The sequence below is a fragment of the Microbulbifer sp. A4B17 genome (assembly GCF_003076275.1).
GTDB lineage: Bacteria > Pseudomonadota > Gammaproteobacteria > Pseudomonadales > Cellvibrionaceae > Microbulbifer.
Genome location: NZ_CP029064.1, coordinates 2,264,072 through 2,288,567, shown reverse-complemented (window position 1 = coordinate 2,288,567; position 24,496 = coordinate 2,264,072). Strand labels below are relative to the sequence as shown.

The window sequence follows — 24,496 nt, the reverse complement described above, 5'->3', positions numbered from 1 at the left end:
GAAAACAACCTAGTAATCTACGCCTTTACGGGCTTTGATGCCCGCTTTAAAAGCATGTTTAACATCTTTCACTTCAGATACAGTATCCACTAGCTCCTGTAACGCACTACCACCACCTCGACCAGTCACCACCAAACTCTGTTCCTGTGGCCGCTGGGCTAGAGTCTCCAATACTTTGGACTCATCCAGGTATTTGTAAGCGAGCATATAAGTGAGCTCATCCAAAACCACTAAATCATAGGTGGTATCGGTGAGCATTTTTTCTGCCACTGTCCAGGTTCTCTCTGCAGCAGCAATATCGCTGGTGCGATCCTGAGTATTCCAGGTAAAGCCGGTACCCATTTGATAGAGAGTAACTTCCGGGCAATGGTTTTTAAGGAAAAGCTCTTCCCCAGATTGCTGTGCGCCTTTAATAAATTGCACTACGCCCACTTTCTGCCCGTAACCCAGTGCGCGTATCACCATGCCGAAAGCTGAGCTCGACTTCCCTTTGCCATTTCCGGTGAGCAGGACAGCGACTCCACGCTGGATATCGGCTGCTGCAATGTTGGCATCAACCTTCTCCTTGTGTTTTTGCATTGCCTGCTTGTGCTTGGCATTTCGTTTTTGCTCGTCTCCCGACATGGCCACCTCAGTTCAAGAACCTATAAAAAAAAGTGTTTTAGAAGCTGAATTCCACACCAGCATAACCGGCGAGGCCCGCGGTGTTATAGCCAGTGACTTCAACATAATCTTCGTCGGTAAGGTTTTCACCGCGAACAAATACCGTCGTGGCGTTGTTCAGCTGATAACGGACACTGGCATCCAGCACTTGATAATCATCCAGCGAAGAGCCATCGCTATCTACCACATCCGCACTGGAACGCAGGTTCATAACAAGGCTCAAGTCACTGGTAGGCTTATAAGTGAAGCCGAGATTGGCCAAGTGCTTGGGACTGCGGGCTCGGGGAGAATCATCGGCTTCTTCAGCATCGGTGTAGGTGTAGTTGGCAGAAAGCAATAGACTGTCAGTCAATTGTGCTTCGACAACAAACTCTGCGCCTTGGGACTCACTTTCTCCACTGCTCTGCAGGTAACCTGTGTAGCCGATCATATCGAATCCGATTTCATTCTCAATGATCTGTTTAAACAGTACGAACTCCAGGTAGAGAGAGTTTTCACCAAAGTATTCAACACCAAGATCCAGGCCCCGGCTCTCTTCCGGCTTAAGAGACGGCAACTCTAATGGAGTAAAAGTTAACCAATCAAATGCCGTAGCATTGTAATTGATTTCATACAGGCTTGGGGCGCGGAAGCCGGTACCATAACTACTTTTTATCTTTACCGTACCGTTGGCAACACCCTCAAACAGATAGGCTGAGCTAGCTCGGAAGCTGTTGTAGCTGCCAAAATCGGAGTTATTGTCATGACGAAGGCCAAGGGTGATATAAGCCTGATCGGCATAGCTTCCCTGATATTCGGAATAAACTGCCCACTGATCCCGGTCCAGGTCTCCCGCAGTATCTTCACGATGCTCTACCCCGTAGACCATCGCATGTTCACGACTAAACCCGTAAGAACCGGTGAAGTTCAACTTTTCGATATCACCTTCCGCTTCATAGGAAGTCACACCCTCACTTATATAGGTGCGCTTCAAATCAGAACGTGTATAGGCCAACTCCTGCTGGCCATCTTCGCCTTTATGAGCCAAGCTGACACGAGCACTTTCCTGGCTGAATTCAAAGTTACAATCATCCTGAGAGGGCCAGCCGCAGCGATCATACTCACCTGAAGCATCGGTATCCCGCGCCACAGCCTCAAGTCGCCACTGCTCAGAAATATTCCAACCTACACGGCCATGCAAGGTTTCATTATCGTAACCGTCGTCATCTCTCAATTCGGTGTCATAACTACTGGTATTAAAACCATCGGTTTCTGCCGCCGCTGCAGAAACAAAATAATCCAGTGTTTCATTGGCTCCGCTAGCGCTGGCATTGTAGCGTTCAGTATCGAAGCTACCGCCCTCAGCTGACACCTCAAAGCGCTGCCCTTCACCCTCGCGACGAGTCGAGATATCCAGTACACCACCGGCATCGGCTCCGTAGAGCATACCTTGTGGACCGCGTAATAATTCCACGCGCTGCAAGTTGCTGCTCATAATATGTTCAATATGAGCCCCCGCCTGGGTACCGGTTGGGTCAGAAATGTCGATACCGTCTATTTGGACCAAGGTTCTGAAACCGGACTCTCCACGTACCCTTAAGGAGGTTGTCTTGCCCATACCCCCTGTATTGGTAACAGACACGGAAGGCACACTGCGCAAAACATCAGCAAGGGACACCAATCCCCGCTCTTTTAGCTGCTCTTCATCCAATACAGTTACTGAAGTAGCTACCTGGCGCAGCGGCTCACCCTGACGGGAGCTCACAACAACCACAGTTTCCAGGTCTGGAATTGAAGATTCGCTAACAGTGGATTCACCAAAAGACGGCGCGCTCACGGCTGACAAAACAGCCAGGCTCAATATAGATTTTTTCAAGTTTCAACCCCTAAGACAAAAGCACATGGGATCGAGGGAGGAATAGCAATGCGGCACGCCGAAGCGCGAAAGATCGTATTGCAAGATGGTAGCCCTCCGCTCCATCGTGTTTAGAAAAGAGGCCGGTATCGGGCTTACCACTCAGAATACAGGTGGATCACCGTTGCGGGGGCAGCGCCGGATTTCCGGACTTCCCGTTTAACCTTCTCAGCCAATTCAGGGCAGAAGGCACCTCTAATCGTGGTCGCGAAACTAGTGGAAAGGTACCGGAAAGTCAACAGAAGCCAAAAAAGACTCCTATATCGCGTCATAAGTCATTAGACACCTGGCTCTGAAGCCATTCTCGGAGAGAAGTTCCTTCTATTTTAGATACAATAACTAATTCGGGTTAAGTAACCATCAGCGAGTTTTTTGAGGCAGCATTCAATAACTATTTTTCCTTGGAGAAGAAGGATACCGGCAAAAAACAAGCTTTACCTTGCCAGGCAAGATAATTAGGCATCGTGATCACAAGTCTTATCTGTAAACTAAGCAAATACTTTCAAGTATGATTATTAAATAGCCATTTTTCAGTAGCCAAACTCGCACCTGTAAGCCCCCCTGCAAAAATCATTACCGATAATTAAAAATCACGCCAACCTACCCCAGGTGGAACAGAACATATCAAATTTAATAAAGATTAATTTATCCCCTACCCTAAAAGCACAAAGTACAGGTGTCACCCTAAACCAAGTTTTTACTTGACTACCTAAAGCTACACTACTAATCCCTACGACCATCAACATAGTTATTTCAGCTTCAGAGCAAATAATCCTCGAGGTGCTGTGGAAAGATCGCCCTCTTGCAGTGGAGCAGATTATTGAACGAGTACAAGAAACTTCTGACTGGCATCCAAATACTATAAAAACCATGCTGAGCATGGCTGGTAACCAAGAGGACGCTTAAGAGATGCAAAAACGGCAAACGCTATTTTTACTCACACGCTATTTCGAGAGATGATGTTGTTGAGGAGGAAACTAAGGGACTCTTGTTACGTTTTTTCAATGACAAAATGGCTCCTCTGCTTACACACTTCGCCCATTATAAGAAGACATCAGCTCAAGGGCTAAAAGAGATTGAATAAATTTCAAACAAGCTGAATAAGAAAAATGATTGAGTAGTTATATCGAACATCAGTTGAAATCACTTTACCCATCGGTTTGGTTCTACTGATAAAGGATTGGTCCGGCGTGATTGGGGGCACAAATAGTATTCCTACTCCCGATGATTCCTCTGACTAGGTGCTTTATGTAGCAAAAATCTGAAGTCGACATTGCACTAATAGAGTAACAAGCCTGTTCAGTTGATAAAATTTCAAAAAAGATATTCCCCAATCCAAATGTTACGGCGCCTGGTATCCAACCCGCCTTCACACATCTTTTCCTATTTTGATGTGCCAGCCAAAATACAGCCAGCACCGACAAAGGTTGACCCAAGTATCCGGCTAGTAACACGGCTCGAAGCTAAACCCTTTGACTTTGCTTTAGTACCCTGCGCTAGCAACGCATAACAGAATAAACAGCTAAAAGATATCACCATAAAACTAAAAACCAGCAATGAAAATTGAGGCAACAGTGGACTTGACAATGAAATAAACTGAGGGAAAAGTGCGGTTGTAAAAATGATAGCTTTAGGGTTAGTTAAAGCAATTGAGACTCCCTGTACATACAAGCTCATCATCCCCCGACTGGCATTACAAGATACTTCGGTAGAATTCATCTTCCCTATTCCATTTCTCCAAAGTTTAAACCCCGTATAAACCAGGTAGGCGGCCCCGATAACCTTTACCACTGTAAATGCTACTGACGAATTAAGCACAAGTGCACTCAACCCAATAACTGAGAGTCCGGACATTACAAACAACCCACATATATTTCCCAATGCCGTGAACACACCCCCTCTAACACCCGCAGACAGTGTATTGATAGAGACCAATAGTACTGCTGGTCCAGGAGTAACAGTTGCCAATAGGGCAATAGAGCAAAAAGCCAACCAGCTTTCAAATGACATTAGATACACCTCTTTTAACTATTTCTGCTGCAGGAAGTTAATCGGAGAATCCTCAACCTTCCAATCTTACTTTTCGCGCCCCATATAAACGACCAGACCACCCGACCCAAGGAAGCACAAAAACCAAAACCCAAAAAGCAAGCCCCAAAAAAATCTGGATAGTATCTTCGGTATTACTGCAAACCTGTCTATAGGCACATAAATCTGACACCAAAAAGATAGTAATCATCGATATGGCAAGAAGGGATAGAATTAGATACGTAACCGTTACCATCAATCTCCGTATCTTTCCAGGGTATTGATAACCTTGCAATTCAGTGCGCTCATCAAGCACTTCATAACTCGGCAATGAAGCCGGGTCCTTTACAACTACTAGCGACATGGAAAGGAGATCATGTACGGCTTGATGCTTCTTTGATGTCAGGATAGCTATTAATGAAGGAACGCCTAGCAACAGCTTAAGAAATGTTCTAATTACTGCCTGAACGATATTAATTTTGTTATCGCTTCCACTTTTACGGATACGAATACCCATAAGATGATGTCCAATATTCCCACCAGTCACAGAGACTAATACAGGCTCAAAGAGAAAAATTGGCACCAGAACTAAAACCGATTGATATACGCCATTCGTAAAGTCAACACTAGTACCAATAGCTATCGAGAAGGCAACAACAGCAACTAGCACTAAAGAATCGATCATCAACGCTCTAAATCTTCTAGAAAGCTTAGGATACATATTTAAAGAGGTTTCTATTCAAAGCATCCCTGTATACCACCTTTCTTATTCTTTCGAAAGGCAATCTGGTAAAGAAGTATCCTACATTTACTTTTATGCCAGTTAATACTACTGCACTGTACTATTCAGTTCTGCTCAAGTTACGGAGCCATAGTTATTTGCTGGATCTACCCTCATACCTTCGGTTACTACAAACGTTAAGCAAGTTTCTCTATCCGCAACTATCAGTGCGAACTAGTTACCAAAGCCCCGGATTATATTTCACTCATCCAAAATTATATTAAAGCCACCATAGATCAATCTTTTACCATCAAATGGCATAGGGTTTAGCTCTGAATTCACCCTTGGGTCATCCATAATCGCCCGCTACCCAGTGTCTCGGAGTTGCTTGGATGGCCAGACAATCCAGGAGAACACTACAGTTTCATTCTCCGCACATTTTACAGCCATCGGAAATGATGGTTATTTCACCATCCGGTACATTATCCCCTCAGGTTTCTACAATTTTTAACGCACCTTGCTCTTTGAACGCTTCAGCAGCAATTTTTGCATGCTCAATATATTCTTCTTTATTTGCTGTAGGCACTGCCGCTACAAATCCAGCTGCATAAGACATTACAAATGTCTCCTGATAACCAGCTTTAGATAAAGTACTTAGCCTTAAGTTTAGTTAGCGCCAGTCTTCAATTGATAAAATCAAGGCCCTATATTTTGGCCTGGAATGCCAACATTCCATTATTTAATTCTGCACAAACTACATATAGCATGAAAAATAAAAAGATATATTCTTTCTTTCCGCCATTTTCCAAATTTTACTTGCCGCCCACTAAGTTAAGTCAAGAAAGTCACTTCAAGGCTCTACATTGGTTTGGGTTTAAAAAAATATATTCTCGCCAAAAGTAACCCGCTCAAATTTCATACATTCACAATGATTGCTTTTGACACAAAATTAGACTCAAAAGGACAGTCAATTTTCGAATTATTTTTTGGGGAGCCAGTTTAAAACTGACAAATTAATAAATAAGTTTAATTTTTCACAAACAGCTCAGTTTCGAATCCACCCAAATGATAGGGCTAAGTTAAGCTTTGAAACACTAAAACCCCATAAAAAAACACTATAATTCTAGCACCATTTAATTAAACAGCCCCTTTAAAAGCACTACTTTATGGGCTTACACCTGAAAGCCACTCAAGTGGTACCAGGGTTTAGGCGGGCTAACCCTGAACCTAAAAAAACAAGAGATCAACTTTTGTTGGCTAAACAACTTTTAAATGGTTTATAATTTCCACACCCGAAAATTACAAATAATGGGGATAAAGGGTATTTTTTAATGAACAAAAAGATGTTTAAACTTTCTGCAATTCAAGCGGCTTTTTTACTAACATTGTCAGGCTGTGTGAACGATAACAAATCGTCTGAGGATGTTCCGCCAACCGCTAAAGATGTAACTATTAAAGGGGCAAAACAGTGGATTTCCGCATCTGGAAATCTGCAAGGATACGATCAAGATGGGGATTCTTTAGACTATAGTTTTTATGAGAATGATGAGTCTATCGAGTCAATTGAGGGCGTCTATACATTCAGTCATGGTCAAATGACATTAGATGGCAATCAATTTGAATATACTTCATTCTCAGGGGAAGATGCTTCAATTGATTATACAGTAACTGCAAATGGTGCTTCTGCCTCTGCGACAATTGAGATAACAAATGTCGCAAACGACCCTTTAGCTTACCAACAGTGGCACTTGCGAAATACTGGCCAAAAAGCTTACGCCCTCAGCGATGAAATGAAGCAAGGCCTTATAGATTTAGAGATTTATACAGCTGCAGAAGCTGATGACAGATTTGAAGAAGCTGAAGCAGAAGAGCTAGTTGCCGGCGAAGATATGAATGTTTTAACAGCATATTCTCAAGGTGTGACTGGTGCGGGCGTAACAGCTGTTGTTGTGGATACAGGCTTAGAAATTCGCCATGAAGATCTGATAGATAATGTACTTGCAAATCGCTCACTCAACTTAGATGAATCAGCAGCTGACAGAACAGACCCGACAAGCCTATCCAATAGTGGAGATCATGGTACTAGTGTTGCCGGTCTCATCGCAGCTAAAGGCTGGAACAATATAGGTAGCCGTGGTGTGGCCCCAGATACAGGGCTTATCGGCATGAACTACTTAGGCAGTGATAAAATAGAGCAAACTGATCTACTAGTACACGGGTTTCCTGGTAGTGGCATTTCTACAGATGAGGAAATTTCAGCATTTAATCGCAGCTACGGTATTACCTACCCAGCTTCAATTGCTTACTCTGCTTTAGATGAAGCCATTGAGTCTTACCCCAATCTTACTCTTCGAAGCGGCAAAGGCGCTTTGAACATGAAGTCAAGTGGTAACTCTTTCGAAGACGGCCGTGGTGAGGGCTCATTATGTGCTGATAACGGGGCCAATGAGCTGGGCCTAACTTGTTACAACTCTGCATTCCAGCCTAGTCACGGCCACCCCTATTACCTAAATATTGCAGCAGTAAACGCTAACGGGAAGCATACGAGTTACTCAACAGCCGGGGCAAGCATGATGGTGTCAGCTCCTGCAGGAGAGTATGGTCGCTACGCTCCTGCCATGGTCACCACGGATCAAATGACATGTATTAATGGTTATTCTGGGTTTAATGGCGGGACAATAAGTGCTTGGAGTGAGTACTATGGTGAGGACTTTGCAGCCAGCCAATTCCCATTCAACTACCCGGGTCACCCAGAGAATACAAGCTGCAACTACACCTCAACCTTCAATGGAACATCTTCTGCTGCGCCTAACGCATCAGGTGTTGTGTCTCTGATCTTATCTGCAAACCCAGAGCTGACTTGGCGTGATGTCCGACACATCCTAGCTTCAACAAGCACTGTAATTGATGCAGAAGACGAAAAAGTTGAACTTACAATTGGCGATGGGACTTTTGTTGCTCATGATGGCTGGGTTGAAAACGCAGCTGGTTACTACTTCAATAATCTGTATGGCTTTGGTCGCGTTGATGCAGGTGCAGCTGTTGCTATGGCTTTAAGTTACTCAGAGAACCTTGGCGAGCAAATTGTCACTGATTGGCAAGGCGCAGGCTCGACCATTGGTGACTCAGCATTAGAGGCGACTATTCCAGACAATAGTGCAACGGGTATTAGCCAGCAAATCGAAGTAACCGAAGATGTTATTATCGAAGCTATGCAATTTGAATTTGTTGTTCGCAATGACCATATGGGCGCTATTTTAAATGATAGCCTATTGACCTCAGCTGGTAACGATTTGGCTCTTGAAGTAGTTTCTCCTTCAGGCACTAGAAGTGTTTTACTTTCTTCTAAACAGGCGTTACTAGATGCCTCTTACAGCTTTGAAACTGGATATAGCTATGGCTATATCTTAGATGGTGCTGTACTTCTTTCTAATGCCTTTTATGGGGAAAACGCTAAAGGAACCTGGACTATCAGAGCACTAGATACCGGTGAAACAAATATCGATTTCTCAAACACAGATAACTACTGGGAGGCTACAGGCCTTATGAATAACCCAGTAGAGAGTGTTCTTGAAGGTGTTTCACTGAGGACGTTCGGACGTGCTGCTCAATAAGAAGGACAATATAATGAAACTTAATAAATCAATGATCTTAACTGTTGCAGTATGTCTGTCTGGCGTAGTACAAGCCAGCACTATTGATAAAGAGTTAAGCACAGAAAATAAAGAATTAAAAGTCACAAAGCTAAGAGCTAGCACTGCTGACTTTGGTATCTTTAAAATCGAAAGATCACTGTCAAGCGTCCCCTCATCGATAGCTGCTCCAGAACGTGTTGTTTCAACAAAGGGTGAAATGGCCATAGTGAATATCGCTGACGATTCAGCAACAGATGTTGTTGGTAAAGGCACAGTGGTTCGAAATACAATGACCGACGAACTGACAACATTAACTGGTAATATAACAATTTTATTAAATAAAAATGTTAATGCATCAGATGTAGCTTCAGTTGCCGGAATGGAAGTATTGTCAGTATTTCCTGGTACTGACATTGCCATCCTTAAGATTAAAGAAGGCAATGACTTGCTGGAGGCCTTCAATGCAATTAAGCAGTCTGGCTTGGCTATTGAAAGTCGAGTAGAAGTTACAGAGACTATACATGAAGCACAATAATTAAAACTGACTATAAATAGAAAGTTTTAACTGTGATGAAAAGGCATCACCTTTCAGGTGGTGCCTTTTTACTAAAGTGTATTACGATTTCCAGGTTAAACTCTAGAGACTTTGATAACCAGATATTTCTGTTAAACGAAACACTCCACACAGAACCAGAAATAGTCCAAAAGAACAAGAGCGCCTTCAAATTATCATCCTTTCATAAAGAGCACCGATGGCCTATCAAGACTACCAATCATCCTTATCATCACTCGTTTAAGACCAAGCGTAACTTCGCAGACCACCAGTTAAACCAAGCTCTCAACCTTTAAACACTCAGATCGGCTCAACCTTATGCCCTATTGGATTCAAGACTTTGTCATGGCTCTTAACGCATAAAAAATATGCCCACACAACCAAGATAATTTGCAGTGGCGCACGAATAAGTAAATAAATAGCACCCCACTGGTGCCCGCCCAAACCAACACTATTTAAAGCTGAGTAAATATTTGCAGGGAAGAAAGCAATGAGAATTACAATAGCAACTTTAGCTGCATTTTTTTGCCACTTTGGCAAGAAAAGTAATATTCCCACAAGCAACTCCAACATGCCGGTGAGATAAATTATACCCCCTCGGTATGGGGCCCAAGAGGGTAGCATCTGGATCATCCCTTCCGTTTTGACAAAATGGCCTATGGAAAAAAATATAAATGCCAGACCAAGCCCCCAAAAAGCGCAACTCCCAACATGTAAAGGTGCCTTGGTTACTTTAGAGAACAAAAAGGCAACAAGTAATGGGCTGCACAGCAGCGAGAGAATTATGATTGGTGTCGTCATTGCCTGACCTGGATTTTAAATTGAGAAAATGGTGCAATAGTACTCAGCTCTTTAACCTATAATCTATCACATATTTATTGCTGCTCTTTAAAAGCTCTTCCTTCACCATCTTTGATTAGTTCGTATTATTAATCACTTGAGGGTTTAGACGCCCAATAGCAAGTTGATTTCAGCCTGCCGCAACTGCTATATAAGGACCATTCTGCAATCCCTGCTTAGTCCTTACAGAAGCTCTTTGCTCCAAAAACGCAAACACACTCCATATTTTGATCAACAATAAGATCAACCTAGTTATTTATCAATCTATCCACACTACCTTTGATAATGCCCAATGAACTCCAAGCCAGTAAAAGCGTCGCCTACCTCAACAGAGTATTGAGTTGAGGCAGGCAAAAACAGGAACAATCAAGCCAGGCTTAGGCTTTCTTTCACAACGCTTTCCCTCCCATGCACAATCCGATAAAGCAACGGCAGTACAAATAAGGTCAGTAGAGTAGAGGAAATAATCCCCCCAATCACTACCGTAGCCAGAGGTCTTTGCACCTCAGCTCCAGTACCTACATTCAACGCCATAGGCACAAAGCCAAGACTGGCAACCAATGCAGTCATGAGTACCGGGCGCAATCGGATCATGGCACCGTCGATTATGGAAGTCAGTAGTTCACCGCCCTGCTGACGCAGCTGGCGAATAAATGACAGCATCACCAATCCGTTTAGCACCGCTACGCCGGAAAGAGCGATAAATCCCACTCCCGCAGAAATTGACAAAGGCATTCCGCGCAGCCAGAGAGCCAGGACCCCGCCAGTCAGCGCCAGGGGAACGCCAGTAAAAATAATCAGGGCATCCTTCAATGAGCCAAAGGCCATTACTAAAAGGCCTAGGATTACTAATAAGGTCAATGGAACAACAATGGATAGGCGGGTGCTGGCGGATTCCAACTGTTCAAAGGTACCACCATATTTCAACCAATAGCCCGCAGGTAGAGAGACCTGCTGCTCAATACGGGCCCTTGCCTCTTCCACAAAAGATCCCAAATCGCGATCGCGTACATTAGCGGTAACCACTACACGGCGCTTGCCATTTTCACGGCTGATCTGGTTGGGGGCTGGGGTCATTTTCAGGTTGGCTACTTCGGATAATGGCACATAGCTACCCAATGGACTGCCTGCGGACAAGGGTACGGGTAAGTCACCAAGATTTTCATAATCCCGGCGCAGTCCCTCCGGCAATCGTACTACCAACTGGAAGCGGCGGTCGCCCTCATAAATCAGCCCGGCATCTTCTCCCCCAATTGCGGTCGATACCAAATCTTGCAGGGTTTTCAGGTCAATTCCGTAGCGGGCAAGCGCGATACGTTTGGGTACTACAGAGAGAACTGGCAAGCCTTCCACCTGCTCTACCCGGGCATCGGCCACACCTTCAATTCCATTCAACACGCCCAGGATTTCATTGGAAGAAGCGACCAGCTGATCCAGGTCATCACCAAATACCTTGATACCCAGGTCCGCACGCACTCCAGAAATCAGTTCATTAAAACGCATCTGAATTGGCTGGGTAAATTCGTAGTTGTTACCTGGCAACTGTCGAACAGCCTCTTCAATCTCTGCCACCAATTGCTCCTGGGGCATTTTGGGGTCAGGCCATTGATCTCTGGGCTTAAGGATCACAAAGTTATCAGCCACATTGGGAGGCATTGGGTCTGTAGCCACCTCCGGGGTGCCAATCTTTGCAAATACCTTGTCCACCTGGGGAAACTGCTTAATACGCTGCTCCAGCAGGCGCTGCATTTCAACCGACTGCTCCAAGCCAGTTCCGGGAATACGCAAGGCGTGCAGTGCGATATCGCCCTCGTTGAGCTGGGGAATAAATTCAGAGCCCAGTGTGGTGGCAAGCCAGCTACAGAACAGGACTAAAGCCAGGGCACCGGAAAGCACCCACCAGCGCACTTTCATTGCTGCAATCAAGAGAGGCTTGTACAGGGATTTGGTGGCAACGATCACCTTGTTTTCTTTTTCACTGATTTTACCAGTAAGGAAAACAGCGACCGCAGCTGGCACTACAGTAAGGGAAAGTACCAGTGCCGCCAGCAGAGCCATAACGACTGTGGCAGCCATGGGATGGAACATCTTTCCCTCCACACCGGTCAGTGAGAAGAGAGGGATATACACTACTGTAATGATCAGCACTCCAAACAGGCTGGGACGAATCACTTCATTGGTGGCCTGGAATACCAGCTCCAGCCTCTCTTGCAGAGGCAGCTTGCCGCCCTTGCGCTGTTGAGCCTCAGCGAGCCTTCGAATCGCATTTTCCACGATAATAACGGCACCATCGACAATCAGGCCAAAATCGAGTGCACCGAGACTCATAAGGTTGGCGGAAACACCGGTTTGTACCATGCCGAAAATAGTGGCGAGCATGGACAGCGGTATCACCGCCGCGGTGATAAAGGCGGCTCGAATATTACCAAGTAACAGAAACAACACTACGATTACCAGTAGCGCGCCTTCAATAAGGTTTTTCTGCACTGTAGCGATGGCTTTGTCTACCAGGGTGGTACGATCGTAAACCGCTTCCACCTTGATTCCCTCAGGTACGGTGGATTTTACTCGCTCCAGAGCTTCCGCTACATTGCGAGCTACTTCGCGGGAGTTTTCTCCCACCAGCATCATTGCAGTACCTAATACAGTTTCTTCGCCATCCCGGGTGGCAGCTCCGGTACGTAACTCTTTGCCAATAGCTACTTCGGCTACATCGGAAATTTTTACCGGAACCCCTGCACGACTGGTAATTACCACATCTTCGATTTCAGCGATGTTTTGCAGCTGGCCCGGTGAACGTACCAGTAATTGGCGACCGTTATTTTCCAGATAGCCCGCACCACGGCTTTCGTTGTTGCGGCGCAAACCTTCGGCAATAGCTTCCATGGATACGCCAAAATTTAGCATCTGCCGGGGATCGGGAGTTACGTGATACTGTTTGTTATAACCACCTATGGTATTTAATTCCGTAACGCCGGGCACCAGGGACAACTGCGGTTTTATAATCCAATCCTGGATTTCTCGCAGCGCCGTGGCATCGTAGGGCTGGCCATTGGGCTGGGTGGCACCCGGCAATGCCTCCACAGTGTACATAAAAATCTCACCCAGGCCCGTAGCAATGGGGCCCATTTCAGGTTCCAGCTCCGGGGGCAGGTTGTTTTTAATCGCACCGAGGCGGCTATTGATTAAATTACGGGCAAAATAGAGATCTGCGCCCTCCTTAAAAACCACAGTGACCTGGGAAAGCCCATAACGGGAAATCGAACGGGTATATTCCAGGTTGGGAAGACCGGCGAGAGCGGCTTCCACCGGATAGGTTATCCGCTGCTCTGCCTCCAATGGCGAATAGCCGGGGGCCTCGGTGTTAATCTGTACCTGGACATTAGTGATATCGGGGACTGCATCAATAGGGAGTTTCTGATAACTCCAAACCCCCAGCCCCACCAAAACAAAAATCAGGGACAATACGAAGTAGCGCCGCTCAATTGAGAAGCGCAGGATGTTTTCAATCATCTTCTGGCCTCAATTAGTGATTGTGTGCAGCACCGGATTTCTCGATATCCGCTTTGATTAAGTAGCTGTTCTCGGTGACATAGCGATCTCCCACCTCCAAGCCACCCAGTACTTCGGTGACAAAACCATCACTGCGGCCCAACTCCACAGGGCGAATTTCGTAGGCTTGTCCCACTTTGATAAATACTACCGTCCAGTTGCGAAATGGCTGTAATGCACGGTTCTCCACTACGAGTGGCACTGGACTTTCACTGGTTACCACTTGGCCCTGAACCATTAAATCGGTTGTCCAAAGGTCGTTGGGGTTATCAATTACGGCTCTGGCAATCGCAAAAGGCTGGCCGTTGCCACCGGGGGCCAAACTGGCAATAGTTGAGTCAAAGCTGCGCTTCCCGGCGGTAATCGATACTTTCTGGCCACGGTTGATCTGGCCGCGACGAGTGGGAAATACCTGTAACTCCGCCCACAACTGGTTATAGTTGGCAATGGTAAATAACACCCGCTCCCCACTGAACTCGCCACGACTGGCCTGTTTATCGATAATCTGACCACTAATGGGGGCAACTAACGGATAGGTCTGCAGGCTGTCATTGGATTCGATAGTTGCGAGTTTTTCCCCTTTTTCTACCTGGTCACCCAGCGCTTTCTCTATAGAGGTTACGGTGCCCGGATAGCGCGCCCGCACATGGCTCAGGCTGCGATGATCAATCGCTGTTTTGCCGTAAAGAGTTACACTTTCTTTAATAGTGCCGGGGCCAGCCACAGCCGTTTTAATACCAGCCTTCTCTGCCATTTGCTCAGAGATATTTACTCGACCTTCATGGGATTCATATTTCCACTCGGAACGCTCACCGTTTAATACAACAGAAACCGAAACATCGAAGGAGTGTGGCTCTCTTATCACACCTTCTCCGCGGTAGTACCCCGCTTTTTGGTCCCAGGAAAAAGCGATTTGATCCACTTTCCCACCGAGCCTTCCCAGCGCCACGAAGAGGCTGGCATTTTTCAGGGCTTTACCGTCACGGGTAATCCAGGCACGGAGTTCCGGCTGAACACCGCTTTCAAAAACAAGTAGCTCGACGGTGAGCTTGCCCTCTTCCAACAATCGACCACCATTAGGGCCTTTTTCTTCTTCGTGCTCATCGTGTCCTCCATGGCTATCACCATGACCACCACTGGCATAGCTTTGCGATGCCAGCCAAAGTCCTGAAAGAAGCATCAAAAGGGACAGTATCGCCAGCCGAATCGCACTGGTTAATTTACTCATATCTCAGTCCAGAATTATTTACTGCTATCAACGCCCAAAGGGCCCAGGGGCCTGGCGGTCAGCTGTTCAATCTCCGCGCCAAAAAGAAGAACTGAACGCGCTGCTTCGATGCGCGCCCGTTCAGCATTAAGCAATTCCTCTCTTGCGGAAATCAGGTCAACATAGGAATCTCTGCCGCGGCGGTAAGCGCGATCTACTTCAGCCAAAGCCTGACGAAGTTTGGGAATTACAGAGTCCTGTAAAGTAGAGACAGTATTGAGCGCCTGCTCGCGGCTCGTCACAGCCAGATAAAGCTGGGGGTAAAGTTGCAACAACGCCGCTTCGCGACGCAGCATAACTTCATCAAGTTCCGTCAAGGCCGTTAGCTCAGCACCGCGATTGCGCTTTGCTGCAAATAGGGGAATATTGAAACCGGCGAGAACCGCAGTTTCATCAACCGCAGGATTCGAGCGAAGGCCTGCATACCACCCAACATCCGGTCTCGAATTTGCCTGGGTCAGGCGCAGTCGCGAGGCCTGTAAACGCTCTTCAGAGGCAAAGCGCGCAATAGCAGGATTTTCCTGGGCCCTGTCATAAAGCACCTCAAAACTCACGCCAGGTTCAAAGCGGTATAATTCAGCGGAATCCACCTGGTAGCTTTGGCTGGGCTGCCCCCACAAGGCCGACAGAGCATGCTTGTAGTACTCCAGCATGCTCTGGTCGTTCTTCTCAGCGAGGATAGCCTTGGCAAGGGCAGATTCCGCACGCAGGCGCTCTGACACCGGGCTGGCAGCAGCGGTAACTCGCGTACTGACTGCACCTAAGGTTTCGCGAGCGAGAGAAACTTTCTCTTCTGCCAAAACCACCAACTCCTGAGCGGCAAGTACTTGTGCATAGCGGCGGATAACCTCTGCCAAAAGATCCAGGGCCTTGGCCTGCTCATCGGCAATCAATAGATCTCGTTGTGCATTGACAACGTCAATGCGTGCCTGGCGCTTGTTGCCCAGCTCCACAACAGAAGACAGAGTTACTGTCAGTTCAAACTCATTGTCTGCGTCATCCTCAGGGTCTGGGGAATTAGCCGAGTTATCCTCACTGAAGTGTTTGTACTCAGTCTCAACCCCCAACTCCATCGCCGGTTTCAGTGCGGCAGTCTGCCCAGCACCGTCCAGCCCTCTTTTTTGCAGTGGAAATACTGCGAGTTCCGGATTCTGTGCGAGCGTGAGCCCGACTGCATCCGGAAGTGTCAGCAAGTCCCCCTTTTGCGCAAATGTAGCCTGCGCAAACAAACACAAAACACCCACCACCAGGAATTTGGCGGTTGCGCGACCAGCCACGCTCTCACAGAGCGTGCGATAAAAATCCATGGAATTCTCCCAAGTCACATCTCGATCGGCGGCACACGGGCTATAGCTAATAATTTCTATAGCGGTACACGCAGCAACTGACTAATCAGACTTGGGCTATGGGTGGGCGCAGTAGAGGAGAAAAATAACCTGAAGGCACAGCTGCGCCAGCAACTTCACCGTAGGTCAAAGAACCCCATAAAAGGGGTTGATAGGAGTGTCCCAAAAGCCCCGTACCGTTAATTCCGTGGCAATGGCAGCAATGATTGCAAAAATCCAGCACTGGTGCCGATTGATCATCGCCTGCGGAGGAAAGCGGGGTGGAAGAGACAAGAGAAACATCAGCTGGTTCATCAGCAGAATCAGGTGCAGCTCCTTGTGAAGGTGCTGTGTGAGTGGAAGAAAAGTGATAAGTGATATCTTCCAGTTCGTCGTGACTATCATAGAACGCGCCTGCGGTCTGGAAGACCAGCAGAGCGATCAGCAAAAATGACAGTCGGGCCACATTCATAGGAACAGCGAAATTTTGAATCGTGAGCCGACTCTAGCAAACAAGTCCGGTACGCTCAATTAAATGCTGCCAACTTTTGCTAAGCGCTGTGAACTTGACCCGAGATCCAAGGAAGCCCGGCTTCAGAGACCCGGCAGTTTTCAAGTTTTTAAAGTCCCGGTAATCACTCCAGTTTCCACAGGAGTATCGAAGGGTAGTTGGATATCAGCAAACAGCAGGCGCAAAGGTTCTCCTCTACACTGATTCAGATGCCACAACTACGGCTAAGCATTGGGAGGTACCGGTAAATGCTTGCTCTTCACCCTTTCGGCGGCCTTGCTAGAGCGCTGATACTTGCAGCGGCGATGGTGATATCACCCGCGATTGTCGCTCAAACCCCTGCCCCACCCCCACAACCTGATAATACAGATGCCCAGGGACAAACCCCGCCACCAGGACAGCAACCTCCACCGCCAGCCAGTAGCGATACCCCACCACCTTCAGGACAAATGCAACAGGGCCAACCTCCGCAGGGTCAAGTGGGGACTATACAGTCAGATGAGCCCCTTGACCCCAGGGCGATGGCCACACTGAAGCGAATGGGTGACTACCTCGCCAGCCTCAAAATGCTGATGTTCAACGCCGATATATTTACCGAGGTTGTGCTGGAAAATCAGGAGAAGCTCTTAATTGGCGGTACCGTTAAATACATGGCGATGCCCCCCAAACAATTACGCGTAGACTTGAAGACGGATTCTATTACCCGCCAGTTTATTCACAATGGCGACAAATTCACCATCATTGCTCCCCGCGATGGTTACTTCGCAGAGATGGAAGCTTCCCAGCCCACAGCGCAGGTACTGACCAAAGCCGCCAAGGATTACGGTATTGAAATTCCCTTTGCCGACCTTCTCGAATGGGGAAGAAAGGAAAATGTTTGGTCCGGCATAAAAGAGGGTTTCCTTGTAAACCGCCCCATGGTGGACGGCCATAAAACCGAGCACTGGGCATTCCGCTCTGAAAACCTGGATTGGGAAATCTGGATCAAGGCCGGCGATACTCCGCTACCCCTTCGCATTTCGACGGTCAATACCCGAGATCCCGCTAAACCCCGCTTCATCGCCACCTTGAAGTGGATGGAGGCCAAACCCGGTGCGGCCGGGCAATTTAGCCCGTCCACTGACAAGCTCAAACAGATCCCGTTTAAGAAGGCAGAACCCAACAAGGAGGCCACGCCATGATGCATCGCAACTGTCAAAAGTCAGGGTTCATTGCGCAACTGGTTGTGCCCACCCTGATGGCGGGGGCGTTACTGGCTGCACTGGTCAGTCCCGCAGCTGAGGCCTTTGGCCGGTTTGGCGGTGGAGGAGCCCACTTCAACATTGGAGGTCATTTTAATGGTATGCGCCCTATGGGAGGGGGCTTTCACGGTGGCTATGCGCCGGGAGAGTTTGCGAGGCGTTTCCCAAATCACCCCCCATTTCGTCCGCATCGTCCGCCCTACCCCCCACCTCCCTGGCGCCCCCATTACTGGCCCTATCCTGGACCGGCATTTTGGGGCACTGCGGCAGCAGTAGGTATTGGTGGATGGCTGTATACGCTACCTCGTAGCTGCGTGGCGGTAACCGTTGGCAATGTTACCTATGAGCACTGTGGGACCTATTGGTATCAGCCGCACTTTGTCGGCGGACATATCGCTTATCGCCCTGTCCCACCTCCCCGCTAGGAGTATCTGAGAGAGACATTCGGCCCCAGGGGAGTAGGCAAAACTATTTTTCTGCTTTCTCGGGGCCACCCTCGGCATAAGACTTGGTGATATGCCTCAAAGTCTTCAGCTGCTTGCCAAAGTTACGGCAGGGAGCACACATCGCCAAGTGTAATTTAAGGCTCGCCTGCTCGGAGATATGCAGGTCCCGCTCCTGGGATTCAGACATCAATCGCGTGGCTTCACGACAGGTTTTCATCATTGTCATTTCTCCACACCGAACCAGTTATCTTCCAGGCACTCACGCAGGCGAAGGCGCGCCCTGTGCAATGTGACATTTAAGTTGCTAACTGTAATTTCCATGGCAGCACATATCTCATGGCTCTCCAGCTCAATAAACTCCCTCATCATAAAAATCTGCGCTTGGCGCGAAGGGAGATGACTGAGGCAGGCCTCGAAAATCCGCCAGAAATGTTTGTCATGGATTGCGGCTTCGGGGTCGGCCCAGCGTTTGGGCTTTTCATCCTTATGCCAGTGTCCTGTCTGATCGAATAGCTCGTCGTGATCATGTTCCTCCCTATCCCCGCGCACCAATTGATCCGCATCGACAAAACGCTGCCTCTGGCGCAATATATCGGCGATTTTGTTCTTGAGAATGGCAAAGACCCAGGTCTTTAAGGCAGAGCGCCCAGAAAAACTGCGGGAGTTCTTTAAGGCTCCCATCAATGCTTCCTGAACGGCATCTTCTGCCAGTTGCGTATCCTGCAACTGTAAGCTGGCAAAACGCAGCATTTGTTGACGCAAATCGACCAGGAACTGCGAGTTCTGCAGAGAACCCTCGGCGCTGGACTCTGTGGAAGTACTGGGAGCTAGATGATCGCTCAATTACGTTCCCTCATAATATCGAAGCGGAGATAACCGATATTAACGATAATAACGCGATTCTCTACCTACCAATTCCCACTGACACCAAAAAGCAATTTTGCTGATTCTGAAATATCCAGCACATCGTGCTGGTATTTTTGTGCCAATTAAGACTTTTCTGCTTTGCCGTGATACCTCTGGTTTTTAGTCGCAGGAACCACAGACTTGTTACACTTCCTCAGCAAAATTACAAAGAGCGCTAAATAAAGCGCAACTGCACCTTTTGGATAACACTCGCAATAGGTAAAAAGCCAATGCACGATTTAGTACAGGACTACTACGGACGCCAACTGAAAAATTCTTCCGACCTGAAGACCGATGCCTGTTGTGACCCCACCGATATGCCAGAGTGGCTGAAACCTTTGCTGTCAAATATTCACCCGGATGTTCTATCCCGTTACTACGGTTGCGGCCTTGTCTGCCCACCCCTCCTGGAGGGATGTCGAGTGCTGGACCTCGGTTGCGGTTCGGGCCGGGATATTTATTTGCTGTCGCAATTAGTCGGCCCCAAGGGTGAAGTGGTGGGCGTCGATATGACAGAGGAACAACTGGCCGTAGCCAGACAGCATCAGACCCATCACGCCGACAAGTTCGGCTACGACAATGTTCGCTTCCTGCATGGCTATATCGAGAAGCTGGGGGAACTGGAATTAGAGCCTGAGAGCTTTGATGTGATAATTTCCAATTGCGTGGTTAACCTCTCCACAGACAAAGATGCTGTACTCAAGGGCTTGTTCCGGCTATTGAAAGAAGGGGGAGAGTTTTACTTCTCCGATGTCTATGCCGACCGTCGTATTCCCCCTGCGATCAGTTCTGACCCCGAACTGTTCGGCGAGTGTTTAGGGGGCGCACTCTATTGGAATGATTTCCTGGATATTTCCCAGAGCAGTGGCTTCCGTGATCCGCGCCTGGTAGAGAGCCGCCCATTACTGGTCACCAACCCAACTCTGGCCCAACGCTGCGGCTCAGTCCGATTTTTTTCAGCGACCTATCGCTTGTTTAAGCTGTCACAGCTGGAGAAAGACTGTGAGGACTACGGCCAAGCGGTAATTTACAAAGGCACAATCCCTGGCTCCGCCGATCAGTTTGTCCTGGATGGCCATCACACTATTGAGACCGGGCGAGTTTTCCCTGTGTGCGGCAATACCTGGAGAATGCTCGCAGAGACCCGCCTTGCGCCCCACTTTGAATTTATCGGTGATTTTTCTCAACACTTTGGCCTGTTTCCAGGCTGCGGCAAGGAAATACCATTTGTCACAATCTCTGCAACTGAGCAATCCGAAGCCCAGTGCTGTTAACTTAGTGCCTGTGAATGGGAGCCCCCTTGCTGGGCTCCCTTTGGATATCCAACTACCGATCCCAAAAAGTGCGGTATCTTTTTCTCCAGCCAATAGCTGGGACTCCATACCGTCCCATCGATAAATCCCACATGCCCTCCCTGATTACTCACCGCCAAGTCAACGGCGGAACTGACCTCGCAAGGCGCGGGAATCGCCGATGGACAGACAAAAGGGTCATCCACAGCATGGATGATTAAAGTTGGTGTACGAATGTCTTTGAGTAACGGCTTGCTGGATGCCTGGGTGTAATAGTCGTCCACATCGCGGAAACCGTGCAATGGCGCGGTGAAAGCGTTATCGAAATGCCTGAAATCGACAAAATCCCCACTGCAATTGAGATCCGGCAGTGCCGCTGCCAAATGCGGGTCTTTCGCCTTATTGAGCAAACTCAAGCGCAGCCCGCTGATCAAATGGCGCTCATAAAAATGAGATAGACCAGTGTTGATATAGCGACTACAAGCATGGAGGTCCATAGGCGCCGAAACCGCAACCCCTGCGGCCACTTGCCCATAGTTCCCGTCCTCAGCCAACATCTTGAGCACAACATTCCCTCCCAGTGAAAAGCCAACCACGGCAATCCGGGTTAATGGAAATTCTTTCTTAAGTTCGTTTACCAACCAGCGGGGATCGTCACTATCGCCACTGTGATAGGCCCTGGGCAACCTGTTGGGGACTCCGCCACAACCTCGAAAATGCATCACCGCAACCTGAAAATGATCAGCGATGAGAGTTTCCATCAGGCCCTGCACATAGGGCGACTCAACCGAACCACCCAGTCCGTGTAATATCAACACCAAGGGCTGCTCAGCATCGTTGCGCAGCAACCGGGGAAAATGTAGAGAGAGTCGGTCACCGTCTGGCGTATCGTACCAGCGACATCCTGTCGCAATCCAAGGCCTGGCACGGTGAAAGCGGCTAAACACAGTCTGAATATGTCGGTTGCCAAGTCCTGTTGCCGGAGAGAAAGAATTGATCATAGGTTTCTATTGGTTGTTGATCCGCCGAACTGTCAGCTTTCCACTGATAGTTTGCGAATTTTGATTCCCTTAGTTTCCGGGACAAAAATCAGAAAAAATATGCCTGCAACCAGAGCAATGGCACCCAGGGTAAGAAATGCAACGTTATAGCCGAAGTATTGAACGATATACTCCGCAGAAAAGTTACTGCACGCCGAGCCAATCCCCACCAACGCTGCCATGGCCCCCTGGGTAACATTGAAACGGCCCGTACCCCGTGTCAGGTCAGCACACATCAAAATAATGATGACGCCAAATATACCATTAGCCACTCCATCTAATGACTGAATCGCCACCAGGAAATACGGGTTGTCTGTTGACATAAACAGTAGAGCCCGTATCGGATTGATAAAAAAACCAATCAGGAAAATCAGCTTACGCCCCCATACATCTGCCTTGGCAGCGCACATAAAGGACATAAGCATCATCATAAATTGTGCGGCGATAATACAGGCTGAAGTGAAAGCGATAGCAATATCGGCATTTGAGTCAATCGATAGCTTTTGGCTCACCAGCGGCAACATTGCTGCATTGCCAAAGTGAAATAAAAAAACGCTGACAGCCAGTGCTACCAAGCGTCTATCAGACAATAGTGATTTAAACCCTGACGGCTGCTCCCTGCCTTCCTCGTCCTTGCGCTCCCCGCCCCTGGCACGGATATGATCGATGGACTTACCCGGAATAAAGGCCACGGACATGGCCATCAGGGCGCCCATGACTGCCATCAGCCAAAACACCCCCTGTCCGGAAATAGTCAAAGCAAGAATTGCAGCGAGCCCTGCGGCAAAGACGTTACCAGCATGATTGGAAGCCTGATTGGCACTCGTTTGGTAAGTGAAAGTATCATCGTTGGTAACCCCCAGTGTGATCGCTGCAATTGAGGGGGCAATAAAGGCAATTGCGCCTCCCATCAACACCTGGGATAGGTAAATCAAAGGCTTGTGACTGGTAAATTCCACAATAGTGATGGAAACGATTCCAATAATAATCCCGCAAGTGGCAATAAGCCCCCTTTTAAAACGCGTACTATCAATGAATGCGCCTGCGGGAGTCTGCAACAGAACCGTAGTTATACCGCCGATTGCCAGAACAACCCCAATATCTCCTGGCTTCCAGTGCATTGCGGAAAGTAGGTAGATTGCCAGATAGGGCCCCAAGCCTGCGACCACATCTCCAGCAAAGAAATTCGTAAAGAGGAGAGGTTTGTTTAAACTCTTATGAACGGCCTTGTCGGTACTCCGCTGCACTGGAATGGGCCTCAGATAAATAGCAATTCTGAAATCCAGAGTAGCAGTTGGGACTAGTGACCTTCGGATAACGATAGATGTCTATCAGCTTAATTGTCTCAGCGATCATCTTTATCCTGATAGCCGCACGCCAATGGCTGCCTCCTGCCTTTCGTATCTGGCATATTATGACCCTCGGCGCAGTGGTACTATTGGCATTAAGGCAAATTACACTGGTCGACGCTTTCTTTGCTGTTGATTGGGACCTGATCCTCTACCTTTTCTCGGTGTTTTCGATTGCATCAGCTCTCTATGACACAGGTATTTCTGCGCAAATCAGCAAGAGAATACTCTCCAGAAAAGGTCCCAATACAATACTGGCCAGCTATGTCCTGATCATGGCTGTGTGTGCAGCCCTACTCACCAATGATGCAGCGGCGGTTATTGGTGTACCTATCGCTCTACTCATGGCAAAGGAAATGAAATGGGGCGTTGTGCCTCTACTTATTTTACTCTGCGCAACCGTGACGATTGGCAGTATGGTATCCCCCGTTGGAAATCCACAAAATATCCTGATCGCCAATGAAGGACAGTTTGACAATATGTTTCTGGTGTTTGCCGAATGGATATTTATCCCCGCAGCAATCACCTTGATACTCTCTATTTTTTGGTTAAAGCGGTTCCTGAAATTTAACGAGTCCAACCACAATGTGGCCATTAAACCCCGCAAGGACAATGATATAGCGCAAAAATGGCCACCGCTGCTATCGGCGATTCTCCTGATAATTCTGATAGCCCTGGCCAGTGTTTTACACAACGTAGAAGGTATTTACCACCCTACACTGGGCCAAATTGGCTTGGTCGCGTGTTCACCAATCTATCTGGCAAGCCATGAGAGAAGAAGAATATTGCGCGAGGTAGACTGGCCAACTCTCTTCTTTTTTATTTCCATGTTTATAGTAACCGGTTCACTACTTAAATCCGGTTCGTTACAGTTTTTCCTTCGTCAAAGCGGAATTGATTTAGCCGAACCGGAAACCGTGACTTTTGTCAGCTTTTTTGCCAGCCAACTGTTCTCCAATGTTCCCGTAGTGGAAATTTATCTGAATTTGCTGGAGGGACATGACACTCAAACACTTATGATGTTGTCGGCCATATCTACTGTAGCTGGAAATCTCTTTATCATTAGTGCTGCAAGTAACGTCATAGTACTTCAGCAAGCAGAGAAATTTGGTATTCAACCCTTTAACTTCTGGCAGTTCTTCTTACTCATGTTACCGGTAAGTATTATCAGTGTGGTGACCAGCTATTTATATATTATTTGGTATGGCTCGTTGCAGCAGTGACCCGGAGATA

At 47.7% G+C, this 24,496-nt stretch carries 23 protein-coding genes and 1 riboswitch; of the genes, 8 read left to right on the top strand and 15 right to left on the bottom strand.

Features of this window, described 5'->3' with window-relative positions; translation table 11 throughout:
• Positions 1 to 9: 9 nt before the first annotated feature.
• Both cobO and BTJ40_RS10300 read right to left on the bottom strand, forming a co-directional pair.
• Positions 10 to 624: a cob(I)yrinic acid a,c-diamide adenosyltransferase gene (gene cobO, locus BTJ40_RS10305; RefSeq protein WP_108733010.1), complete on the bottom strand. Its 615-nt coding sequence runs from the start codon at positions 622 to 624 to the stop codon at positions 10 to 12.
• Positions 625 to 661: 37 nt separating this feature from the next.
• The gene (locus BTJ40_RS10300) at positions 662 to 2,518 is read right to left on the bottom strand and encodes a TonB-dependent siderophore receptor (RefSeq protein ID WP_108733009.1); all 1,857 of its coding nucleotides are present in this window, start codon (positions 2,516 to 2,518) and stop codon (positions 662 to 664) included.
• 102 nt (positions 2,519 to 2,620) lie between these two features.
• Positions 2,621 to 2,769: riboswitch (cobalamin riboswitch) on the bottom strand.
• 514 nt (positions 2,770 to 3,283) lie between these two features.
• Here BTJ40_RS10300 and BTJ40_RS23160 point away from each other — a divergent pair.
• The gene (locus tag BTJ40_RS23160; protein ID WP_108733008.1) at positions 3,284 to 3,463 is read left to right on the top strand and encodes a BlaI/MecI/CopY family transcriptional regulator; all 180 of its coding nucleotides are present in this window, start codon (positions 3,284 to 3,286) and stop codon (positions 3,461 to 3,463) included.
• On the top strand, positions 3,441 to 3,641 hold the full coding sequence (locus BTJ40_RS23155; protein ID WP_108733007.1) for a BlaI/MecI/CopY family transcriptional regulator: 201 nt from the start codon (positions 3,441 to 3,443) through the stop codon (positions 3,639 to 3,641). Before BTJ40_RS23160 ends, BTJ40_RS23155 begins: the two co-directional genes overlap by 23 nt.
• A gap of 299 nt (positions 3,642 to 3,940) precedes the next feature.
• On the opposite strand, the gene BTJ40_RS10285 is transcribed toward BTJ40_RS23155, so the two are convergent.
• From BTJ40_RS10285 to BTJ40_RS22920, 4 genes are all read right to left on the bottom strand, one after another.
• Positions 3,941 to 4,567 (bottom strand): LysE family translocator, encoded by a 627-nt coding sequence (locus tag BTJ40_RS10285; RefSeq protein WP_108733006.1) that lies wholly within the window; start codon positions 4,565 to 4,567, stop codon positions 3,941 to 3,943.
• A 52-nt stretch (positions 4,568 to 4,619) separates the two neighbouring features.
• Complete coding sequence (locus BTJ40_RS10280) at positions 4,620 to 5,306, bottom strand: RDD family protein (protein WP_108733005.1); 687 nt, start codon at positions 5,304 to 5,306, stop codon at positions 4,620 to 4,622.
• 366 nt (positions 5,307 to 5,672) lie between these two features.
• Positions 5,673 to 5,756: a DUF1428 family protein gene (locus BTJ40_RS22925; protein ID WP_255422909.1), complete on the bottom strand. Its 84-nt coding sequence runs from the start codon at positions 5,754 to 5,756 to the stop codon at positions 5,673 to 5,675.
• Positions 5,757 to 5,796: 40 nt separating this feature from the next.
• Positions 5,797 to 5,922 (bottom strand): DUF1428 family protein, encoded by a 126-nt coding sequence (locus BTJ40_RS22920; protein WP_255422895.1) that lies wholly within the window; start codon positions 5,920 to 5,922, stop codon positions 5,797 to 5,799.
• Positions 5,923 to 6,637: 715 nt separating this feature from the next.
• Here BTJ40_RS22920 and BTJ40_RS10270 point away from each other — a divergent pair.
• Both BTJ40_RS10270 and BTJ40_RS10265 read left to right on the top strand, forming a co-directional pair.
• Positions 6,638 to 8,920 carry a S8 family serine peptidase gene (locus BTJ40_RS10270; RefSeq protein WP_108733004.1) on the top strand — a complete coding sequence of 761 codons (2,283 nt, stop codon included), beginning with the start codon at positions 6,638 to 6,640 and terminating at the stop codon, positions 8,918 to 8,920.
• Positions 8,921 to 8,933: 13 nt separating this feature from the next.
• Positions 8,934 to 9,476: a hypothetical protein gene (locus tag BTJ40_RS10265; RefSeq protein WP_108733003.1), complete on the top strand. Its 543-nt coding sequence runs from the start codon at positions 8,934 to 8,936 to the stop codon at positions 9,474 to 9,476.
• A 318-nt stretch (positions 9,477 to 9,794) separates the two neighbouring features.
• Here BTJ40_RS10265 and BTJ40_RS10255 read toward each other — a convergent pair whose 3' ends face one another.
• The 5 genes from BTJ40_RS10255 to BTJ40_RS10235 all read right to left on the bottom strand — a co-directional run bounded on the left by BTJ40_RS10255 (position 9,795) and on the right by BTJ40_RS10235 (position 16,950).
• On the bottom strand, positions 9,795 to 10,295 hold the full coding sequence (locus BTJ40_RS10255; protein WP_108733001.1) for a hypothetical protein: 501 nt from the start codon (positions 10,293 to 10,295) through the stop codon (positions 9,795 to 9,797).
• A gap of 405 nt (positions 10,296 to 10,700) precedes the next feature.
• The gene (locus BTJ40_RS10250) at positions 10,701 to 13,847 is read right to left on the bottom strand and encodes an efflux RND transporter permease subunit (protein ID WP_108733000.1); all 3,147 of its coding nucleotides are present in this window, start codon (positions 13,845 to 13,847) and stop codon (positions 10,701 to 10,703) included.
• Positions 13,848 to 13,860: 13 nt separating this feature from the next.
• Entirely contained in the window at positions 13,861 to 15,114 is a 1,254-nt protein-coding gene (locus BTJ40_RS10245) for an efflux RND transporter periplasmic adaptor subunit (protein WP_108732999.1), read from the bottom strand.
• Between the two features lie 14 nt (positions 15,115 to 15,128).
• Positions 15,129 to 16,460, bottom strand: a complete 1,332-nt coding sequence (locus BTJ40_RS10240) for a TolC family protein (protein ID WP_108732998.1) — start codon at positions 16,458 to 16,460, stop codon at positions 15,129 to 15,131.
• 85 nt (positions 16,461 to 16,545) lie between these two features.
• A complete protein-coding gene (locus tag BTJ40_RS10235; protein ID WP_108732997.1) occupies positions 16,546 to 16,950 on the bottom strand; it encodes a hypothetical protein in 405 nt (134 codons plus the stop codon).
• 287 nt (positions 16,951 to 17,237) lie between these two features.
• Between BTJ40_RS10235 and BTJ40_RS10230 the strand changes: the two genes are divergently transcribed.
• Positions 17,238 to 18,170, top strand: coding sequence for a DUF2092 domain-containing protein (locus BTJ40_RS10230; protein WP_108732996.1), 933 nt, complete (start codon positions 17,238 to 17,240; stop codon positions 18,168 to 18,170).
• A complete protein-coding gene (locus tag BTJ40_RS10225; protein WP_108732995.1) occupies positions 18,167 to 18,655 on the top strand; it encodes a hypothetical protein in 489 nt (162 codons plus the stop codon). Before BTJ40_RS10230 ends, BTJ40_RS10225 begins: the two co-directional genes overlap by 4 nt.
• Positions 18,656 to 18,698: 43 nt before the next feature.
• Here the strand turns inward: BTJ40_RS10225 and BTJ40_RS10220 are convergent, their stop codons facing one another.
• Entirely contained in the window at positions 18,699 to 18,896 is a 198-nt protein-coding gene (locus tag BTJ40_RS10220) for a zf-HC2 domain-containing protein (RefSeq protein WP_238152188.1), read from the bottom strand.
• Between the two features lie 2 nt (positions 18,897 to 18,898).
• Positions 18,899 to 19,519 (bottom strand): RNA polymerase factor sigma-70, encoded by a 621-nt coding sequence (locus tag BTJ40_RS10215; protein ID WP_108732994.1) that lies wholly within the window; start codon positions 19,517 to 19,519, stop codon positions 18,899 to 18,901.
• Positions 19,520 to 19,812: 293 nt separating this feature from the next.
• Here BTJ40_RS10215 and BTJ40_RS10210 point away from each other — a divergent pair, with 293 nt between their 5' ends.
• Positions 19,813 to 20,856: a methyltransferase domain-containing protein gene (locus tag BTJ40_RS10210; protein WP_108732993.1), complete on the top strand. Its 1,044-nt coding sequence runs from the start codon at positions 19,813 to 19,815 to the stop codon at positions 20,854 to 20,856.
• Here the strand turns inward: BTJ40_RS10210 and BTJ40_RS10205 are convergent.
• Positions 20,853 to 21,875 carry a hydrolase gene (locus BTJ40_RS10205; RefSeq protein WP_108732992.1) on the bottom strand — a complete coding sequence of 341 codons (1,023 nt, stop codon included), beginning with the start codon at positions 21,873 to 21,875 and terminating at the stop codon, positions 20,853 to 20,855. The two genes, BTJ40_RS10210 and BTJ40_RS10205, sit on opposite strands and share 4 nt — an antisense overlap.
• Before the next feature lie 32 nt (positions 21,876 to 21,907).
• Positions 21,908 to 23,161 (bottom strand): MFS transporter, encoded by a 1,254-nt coding sequence (locus BTJ40_RS10200; RefSeq protein ID WP_108732991.1) that lies wholly within the window; start codon positions 23,159 to 23,161, stop codon positions 21,908 to 21,910.
• Between the two features lie 77 nt (positions 23,162 to 23,238).
• On the opposite strand from BTJ40_RS10200, the gene BTJ40_RS10195 reads away from it, so the two are divergent.
• On the top strand, positions 23,239 to 24,486 hold the full coding sequence (locus BTJ40_RS10195; protein ID WP_108732990.1) for an SLC13 family permease: 1,248 nt from the start codon (positions 23,239 to 23,241) through the stop codon (positions 24,484 to 24,486).
• Positions 24,487 to 24,496 lie beyond the last annotated feature (10 nt).

Bases quoted from the DNA above. Each gene is read 5' to 3' on its own strand.
- cobO (WP_108733010.1), bottom strand. From the start codon at position 624: ATGTCGGGAGACGAGCAAAAACGAAATGCCAAGCACAAGCAGGCAATG.
- BTJ40_RS10285 (WP_108733006.1), bottom strand. From the start codon at position 4,567: ATGTCATTTGAAAGCTGGTTGGCTTTTTGCTCTATTGCCCTATTGGCA.
- BTJ40_RS10280 (WP_108733005.1), bottom strand. From the start codon at position 5,306: ATGTATCCTAAGCTTTCTAGAAGATTTAGAGCGTTGATGATCGATTCT.
- BTJ40_RS22925 (WP_255422909.1), bottom strand. From the start codon at position 5,756: ATGGCTGTAAAATGTGCGGAGAATGAAACTGTAGTGTTCTCCTGGATT.
- BTJ40_RS22920 (WP_255422895.1), bottom strand. From the start codon at position 5,922: ATGTCTTATGCAGCTGGATTTGTAGCGGCAGTGCCTACAGCAAATAAA.
- BTJ40_RS10270 (WP_108733004.1), top strand. From the start codon at position 6,638: ATGAACAAAAAGATGTTTAAACTTTCTGCAATTCAAGCGGCTTTTTTA.
- BTJ40_RS10265 (WP_108733003.1), top strand. From the start codon at position 8,934: ATGAAACTTAATAAATCAATGATCTTAACTGTTGCAGTATGTCTGTCT.
- BTJ40_RS10255 (WP_108733001.1), bottom strand. From the start codon at position 10,295: ATGACGACACCAATCATAATTCTCTCGCTGCTGTGCAGCCCATTACTT.
- BTJ40_RS10250 (WP_108733000.1), bottom strand. From the start codon at position 13,847: ATGATTGAAAACATCCTGCGCTTCTCAATTGAGCGGCGCTACTTCGTA.
- BTJ40_RS10245 (WP_108732999.1), bottom strand. From the start codon at position 15,114: ATGAGTAAATTAACCAGTGCGATTCGGCTGGCGATACTGTCCCTTTTG.
- BTJ40_RS10240 (WP_108732998.1), bottom strand. From the start codon at position 16,460: ATGGATTTTTATCGCACGCTCTGTGAGAGCGTGGCTGGTCGCGCAACC.
- BTJ40_RS10235 (WP_108732997.1), bottom strand. From the start codon at position 16,950: ATGAATGTGGCCCGACTGTCATTTTTGCTGATCGCTCTGCTGGTCTTC.
- BTJ40_RS10230 (WP_108732996.1), top strand. From the start codon at position 17,238: ATGCTTGCTCTTCACCCTTTCGGCGGCCTTGCTAGAGCGCTGATACTT.
- BTJ40_RS10225 (WP_108732995.1), top strand. From the start codon at position 18,167: ATGATGCATCGCAACTGTCAAAAGTCAGGGTTCATTGCGCAACTGGTT.
- BTJ40_RS10220 (WP_238152188.1), bottom strand. From the start codon at position 18,896: ATGATGAAAACCTGTCGTGAAGCCACGCGATTGATGTCTGAATCCCAG.
- BTJ40_RS10210 (WP_108732993.1), top strand. From the start codon at position 19,813: ATGCACGATTTAGTACAGGACTACTACGGACGCCAACTGAAAAATTCT.
- BTJ40_RS10205 (WP_108732992.1), bottom strand. From the start codon at position 21,875: ATGATCAATTCTTTCTCTCCGGCAACAGGACTTGGCAACCGACATATT.
- BTJ40_RS10195 (WP_108732990.1), top strand. From the start codon at position 23,239: ATGTCTATCAGCTTAATTGTCTCAGCGATCATCTTTATCCTGATAGCC.